This is a genomic window from Amycolatopsis speibonae, from assembly GCF_042647925.1.
Lineage (GTDB): Bacteria > Actinomycetota > Actinomycetes > Mycobacteriales > Pseudonocardiaceae > Amycolatopsis > Amycolatopsis speibonae.
Window position 1 is genome coordinate 1 of sequence record NZ_JBHRWK010000078.1, and the last position, 6,708, is coordinate 6,708.

Below are 6,708 nucleotides of genomic sequence, written 5' to 3' on the forward strand. Positions count from 1 at the left end.
TCCTTGCGGAACTGCTCCGGATACTTCGACGAACGTGACACAGAGACATCCTTCCCCAGACCACTGTCTGGGATCAGGGTGTCCGGTCCACAGGGGCAACCTCACATCGCCGCCCAACGGCGCGGCACCGGTGAGCGGCCGCGGACACGGATAACCGGCCTGGAACAGGCGGCGCTGGACTTCCACACAGGCCGCCAGCCGCGGCGAGTCCGGACGAACCTTGATCACGACCTCACGACCGTCAACCAGGCGCAGCCCGATGACGACGGACAGGAACCCGGACCTGAACAACTCCTCCGCCGGCGGGCTGCCCAGATACTCCCTGCACCAACGAACAAGCCGATCCGGATCAACAGCACGCGCGTTGGGTGACATCGAAGCATCCTCACACACCGGCCGTGCCCCACACCTGAGACAACGGGAGACTTCGCTTCAGCTCCACTCCCCACAACATCGCGACGACGACAGGGACTGAAAATCGGCGTCGCGGAGCCCTTAGGTCGGTTGCGGCGCGAGCGAGGAAGGCGTCGACCACTCTGGTCCGCGCGAGCCGACCCATCACCACTACGGCAACAGTCGATCCAGCGCCACGGTGCACTCGCCCACGCCTCCTTGGCATGCGACCACACGAGCTCGGCCGCGTCCAAGTTCGGAACCTGCCCAGGACGCTGGACCACGTCCTCGCACAAGCGCAGGCTCTGGTACTGCACGCGAGCTGCGACGAACCTCTTTTCGCCTCCACTGTTCCGAGAGCGACCTTCGCAGCCGATCGGTGTTTCAGAAAGAAGCAACTGGAACATCGGTATGTTATACCTGTGAAGCGAGCACTACGCCGGTCCCGGAGGGCCTTCAGTGAACGGCTCGGCGTGCCAGGCGAACGTAACTACTACGCCTGGTTACAAGAGCGATCGGGCATGACATTGCCAGGCATCCGCCCCGAGGCATTGCACTGGTCACCCAAGGGGCGAGCGAGCAACTGCCCGGTGATCAGCGAGATCCTGGACCGGTACCAAAAGTATTCCCCATGGCAGCTCCACGCGACGCTCGATGAAATATTCGTCGGCCGGGTCAATTCGCTGGTGGCCAATGCTTCTGCACACGGCACGCTCGAGGCCGCGCCTTACGTCGCGATCACCGACGGCCTCTATACAGCCCTCGACCAATGCGTCGTCCTATGGGAGAACGTCAGCAGGATGCAAGCCGAAGTCTTGGGGCTTATGCATAGAAGCGACCCCAGCGACGACGACCTCCGCGAATACATCGAGGCTCAGATCGTGAAACGTGAGCTACCGGAACTCACATCACGCCTGATCGACCTGAAGTTGTTCCTCGTCGATAAGGACCCTGGCTTCCTGCCTCGCTATCAGAACCGGACGGAACTCTTCCTGTTAAGCCGGGAGGGTGTCAGCGACGTCGACTTCGGCCACCGGAAACGGCGGTTACACCTGGCCGAAGGGTTCTTCATCGGACACGAACTCGCGCACATTCTACTCGGGCACATCGGCTCGCACACCAAGCCGGCAGCGCAGGAATACCTGTCACGCTCCCCCGCCCTGGAGATCACCGATAATGCGTCCCTGCCTTCGGCCCACCGGGACGAGATCCAGGCCGACCTGACCGGTTACCGGGAGATCCTGTTCGCCAGCACCTGGGAGCAGATGCGACGCGAAGGATTCCATCCTCTCGGCCCCGATAGATCCCAGCTCGGCCTCATCGTCCAATGCGCCGATGGAATCGCCATCGCCATCCTGGCAATGTACCTCTTGAGCGCGCTCGGCACCGCACCCACGAACGTCTCGACCCATCCCCATCCAAATGACCGGTTCACAGCGCTCACCACCATGATGGAGCGGCAGCTTAAGAAGATCATCGCCACTACCTCCGAACCGGACATGGGCACCGCGGGCCGAGGCTTCTTCGAACGAGTCAGCAGTACTCCGCGTCAGGTCCACACCATCTATTCACGCTGCAAGGGCATCCTCGAGACTGCTCTCCGGGAGGTCACCCACCATCCCTGACCCGCAACCTCCAAAGGCAGCAAATCGGGGACCTCAAGATTCTTGGCACGCGACTCTGACAGCACCAGACCTTCGTGACATCAACACGAAGGATGTCGGTGGGCTCGATAACCGCCGCCAGCAACGCCGCGCCGAGGCCGGCGACAACGCCGATGAGACCACCGGCTAGAGGTGTGGGAAAGAGGGTGGCCGAACACAGGGTCGCTGTCCATTCCTGCGCCATGACGACGATGGCGGCGCAACAGCCCGCGCCGAGCAGTCCGCCGAACGCTCAGGAAATTGCGGCTTCAGCGACAAACTGACATGTGATGTGCCGTTTGCGTGCACCGAGTGCCCGGCGCGGCGCGATTTCCGCACGCCGCTCCTTGACGGTCAAAAGGCTGACCTAGATGCAGATACACCTGCAGGTTCAGTCATGGGACCTGCCGGGATCACTAGGCCCTGGCGGCATGATCCGCTCGATCGAGCGGATCAGCTGGACCGTGACGGGAGTCGCGGCGGTTGCGAAGACGACCATGTTGATGTCGGCAGGATGTCAACAACAAACCGCTGGCCCTGCGCAGCCACCCGCCCACGGCCTGGCACTGGAGCCAGGCGTGACTGACCTTACCCGACACCGAGCAACCGAGCGTGCACCAGCAGCGGAGGCGGATACGGCGTATTCACTCGGAATACTCAGCTGGACAGCGATCCGGGCCAGCGGGGCTGCTGACGTTTGCGGGCGACGTCGCCCGCAGCAACCAGGAAGGTGTCCCGGTGCCGTCATGCGAGCGAACCACTAATAGTGACGAGCCTGAGGGACGTCGGCATCGCCAACTGAGAACAGGGCAAGTGATCACCGCTCCGCCAGTTTGCTTCAGGCTTCCCGGCATCGACCTCATGCAAGCTCGTCATGATCACAGCTGTATAGCTATGCTCACGTAGACAGGCAGCAGACAATTGTCTGGAGGGGCGAAGTGCCTGGTGATGAGGTATCGGTCGGTCAGATTGTCGCACAGATCGTGCACCGATGGTGCCTGCAGCCCAGATCTTGGCATGCCGCCGGTTCGCAGCCGGAACTCATTGCACGGTTACGCGGCATGCTCGATCGTAACGCCAGTCCGGAGCTTGTCGTAGAAGCAGCGGCTCGGCTACGCGCAGAGGTTTGGAAGTTCGGAGCCAGCACACCGGAGCAACTGCGAGAACTCGCATACGCCCTCGACTCGGCCGCTAGACAGGACCAGCCATTCGCCGCAAACCTCGCCTACATCGTCCAGCATTGGTCACCCATCTCCGTCGACAAGCCCGATGACAAACCCGGCCCGTCGGGCGATTCACCCCAAGGGGCGCACGAGCACCCCCAACACCCTCGTTACGCACAGGGAGGCTTGGTACAGCCAGACACACCACTCAGCCTCGACGACCTGGTCGGCGGCAAAAGCGCCGCTGGCCCCTACGTCGGCCCCGCGGAACTGTCTGAGTCTCCTCCGCAGCTAACCCATAAGGCGCGAGAATTTCCACTCGGCCCCCATGCCGACCTCTTCCAGCCGCCCGAGTTCAGCGAACTCGTGCTGCCCAAAGGGGAGCCGAAGTTCACACCCTTGAGCGAACCTCCCCCTGCCCTAGCAGTGCATGACACAGGTGAGCCGGCACCACCTGAGGACGATGTGCCCTCCGGGCGCCTGCCGATCTACGGTTCAGTGCTCTCGAACTGGTTTACAGCGGACGACAGTCCTTCGGACCCCTACCCGCAAGCCGATGACACTCCGCCGCATTCGGCTGGAGGCACGGATTCGTTGTCGGCCCCGCCGGCAGCAGCCACGCAGCAGTCCGGCGACGGCTGGCAAGCAGCAGCTTCACTGCTGGAGCCGAAAGGGGAGGAGACCACTCTGGCAGGGCCGCCAAAGCGCATCCCGAACGCGCATCTTGTGCCTGGCTCGGCTGATAACCGGGGCCCGGCAGCCGAGACGTCGGACGACTACCGTGACACCGAGGATCCTGCCAGTTCGCCGGTGGTCGACGTGGTTGCTCGCTCGGCAGACGCCGTCCGCAACCGGATGCGAAGCTTTCAGCGCGGCTATACCTCGGGACGCCGCGCTCGCCAGGAAGCCAACGAGGCTCCTGGGCTCAGCCCCGCAGGCCGGCAAGCTCGAGCACGGCGGGGCGCAGGTAGACATCGCGCCGCGTCCGCAGGCCCATCGGGAGCAAGTTCAGACGCTCAGGAAGTGGCCCGTCCAAGAACGAGCTCGGGGAGCCCTGCTACGGGAAGCGCAGGCTCCAGTCCGCCTCCCATTCGGAGTCCGTTGCCAAGGCCGGATCTAGATCCAACGCGTTTTCTCCAGGCCAGTCTACCCAACCGCGCTCCACTGTCGGCAGAGCTGAGCCTGGTCGTGCGGATCACAACACAACGGGCGTCGTCAGCATCAGCATCTACTCCCCTCAAGGCACTTTCGGTGCCGGACGAAGGCATTGAGGTGCTAGTGCTGGTTCAGGCACCAGCAGGTTTGACCCCTGAGGGGCCTTTGCAGCGGGTGATCCTCGTTCCACGTAGCGGAAATGCCGAGCCGATACGATTTGGCTTCCAAGCTCGAGATGCGGGACTGCATCGATTGCATGTCACGGCGTGGGTGGGCGGCACCTTTCTCGGCGAGCTGGCTCTCGAGGTCTCCGTAGAGCGCGGCGCCAGCTTCGTCGAGCAAGCACCAATGGAGGCTTCGCTCGCCGACGTGGTAGCCCGGCGCGGCGAGGTGACCCTGCTCGTGCGGTCAGATGGCCGACAGTACGTTTTCCAACTGTTGTCCGACGAGTATCTGTTTGAGCCGGTGCTGGCACAGTCACTGACCGCAGAACCTGCCGTCGCGGTGGAACGCGCGGTCGCCACCCTCAAGCAGATGGCGCAGGGACGCGGCCCGTATCCCGCCGGTACGGCCCGCCGCTGGATGCGCGAGACTGGCGTCGGGCTATGGAACGACATCGTCCCAACGGTGATCAAGGAGCAGTTTTGGCAACTCCGTGGCCAGATCTCGTCCCTCAGCGTCGCGACCACTCACGACGTGCTGCCCTGGGAACTTTTGTATCCTCTACGGTTAGGCGATGACCGCGGTTTTCTCATCGAGCAATTCCCAGTGCTACGACGAGTTTTCGGTCAACAGCGGTCCCGGCGCGCGAGTCTCGACGGGTGTTCCTACGTGCTGTCCGAACGTGCTCCAGACAACGCGCGCCAGGAGATCGACGCCGTTGCCGCGATACTCGGGCGAGGCCCGACCGTACACGCTCTGGATAATCTTCTGGACCTCATCGACTCCGGGAAATGCGGATCGCTGCACTTCGCCTGCCACAACAGTTTCTCCCTCAATGATGGCGGCTCATCAATCGCGATGTCCGGTGGCACGTTTGTACCGACCTTGCTCAACAGCGCCGTCGTACAACGAAGCCTGGCGCCCCGTAACCCGCTCGTGTTCCTCAATGCCTGTCGCAGCGCCGGTGCGGTACCGGAATACAGTCGCATGATGGGCTGGGCACAGCAATTCATGGCTGCCGGCGCAGGCGCTTTCGTGGGAACCCTCTGGCCGATCCGGAGTGAGACGGCGTCCAGATTCGCCGAAACGTTCTATCAGCAACTACGCGCCGGCGACCCCCTGGGCGCTGCCGCCCACAAGGCACGGTTGACTGCATCTGGTCAGGACGAGATCGACCCGACCTGGCTCGCTTACACCGTATACGGAGACCCTGACGCCACCGCTCAGTAACGTCATCGACGAAAGGACACCATGCACATCACGCCCGACGGAGTACCGGTCGCCGAACTCGTGAGCGCGGTGAAAGCCGCCATCACTCAGGCCGGCTTGTCACGTGTCAACGTCAATCGGGACCTGCAGGTCACCGCTGTCCAACTCACCCTGAACACCGTCGCTAGCACGACTGCCGGCGGCAAGTTTGAGTTTAAGGTCCCTGTGCTCGGCATGGCGATCAAACTGGGGCGAGCGCTAACAGCCAAGGACACTCACACTATCGACCTCACCCTCGTACCACCAGATCTCGCGCAGGCGCATGAGATTCGCGGAGACCAGGTCGAAGACGTTCTGGTCGAGGCAATCGAGACCATCCGAGAGGTGATGTCACTGGCGATCAGCGGGGACGAACCCTACGTCCTCAAAGACAGCTCAGTCGAACTTGTCTTCGCCATCACGGAGGAGGGCACGATTTCGCTCGGTCTCGACAACGAACGCAAGGACGAGATCACCCACAAACTCAAGCTCACACTCGCCGTACCCCACACGACCTAGCCATCTCTGGGCAACCCGCCGCAATGACACCGTGCCCGGAGTGATCTGGGCATGGAGACGACCAGTTCCGCAACATAGGTCAACACCACGGACCCTCACACGCTGTCATTCCGGGAGCTTGTCCATGACAGTTCAGACTCGCTTACGAGCGAATCTCGCTGAGCCACGTCTGCCTGATTATCGTGCTGGTCGTGAACGCTCCCAGCACAGATGACGCACGCGACCGCTGGTTCGATGTCCTCTGTGCGGAGATACTCACCCTCGCCGGGCCATCGATCAGCATCGCTCGTCGCTACGCACCGCTCAGCTCTCGTCCTGACTTAGTACTCCAGACGGACTTCGTGATGTCGCTGGTGGGCTGCCCGCAGACAGGTGCGGCCACCAGTTGATCATGGTCGGTTGTGTGGACTAACCCTGATCGGCTG

General features: G+C 62.6%; 4 protein-coding genes and 1 pseudogene. 3 read left to right on the plus strand and 2 right to left on the minus strand.

Annotation, left to right across the window (positions count from 1 at the left end; all coding sequences use genetic code 11):
* Positions 1-375: pseudogene (locus ACFOSH_RS36745) on the minus strand (hypothetical protein); the annotation flags it as partial.
* 608 nt (positions 376-983) lie between these two features.
* On the opposite strand from ACFOSH_RS36745, the gene ACFOSH_RS36750 reads away from it, so the two are divergent.
* Positions 984-2,018 (plus strand): hypothetical protein, encoded by a 1,035-nt coding sequence (locus ACFOSH_RS36750; protein WP_378245053.1) that lies wholly within the window; start codon positions 984-986, stop codon positions 2,016-2,018.
* Between the two features lie 271 nt (positions 2,019-2,289).
* Here ACFOSH_RS36750 and ACFOSH_RS36755 read toward each other — a convergent pair whose 3' ends face one another.
* The gene (locus tag ACFOSH_RS36755; protein WP_378245054.1) at positions 2,290-2,394 is read right to left on the minus strand and encodes an FtsX-like permease family protein; all 105 of its coding nucleotides are present in this window, start codon (positions 2,392-2,394) and stop codon (positions 2,290-2,292) included.
* Between the two features lie 2,056 nt (positions 2,395-4,450).
* Here ACFOSH_RS36755 and ACFOSH_RS36760 point away from each other — a divergent pair.
* Both ACFOSH_RS36760 and ACFOSH_RS36765 read left to right on the plus strand, forming a co-directional pair.
* Entirely contained in the window at positions 4,451-5,746 is a 1,296-nt protein-coding gene (locus ACFOSH_RS36760; protein WP_378245055.1) for a CHAT domain-containing protein, read from the plus strand.
* A 21-nt stretch (positions 5,747-5,767) separates the two neighbouring features.
* Complete coding sequence (locus tag ACFOSH_RS36765) at positions 5,768-6,283, plus strand: trypco2 family protein (protein ID WP_378245057.1); 516 nt, start codon at positions 5,768-5,770, stop codon at positions 6,281-6,283.
* Positions 6,284-6,708: the final 425 nt, after the last annotated feature.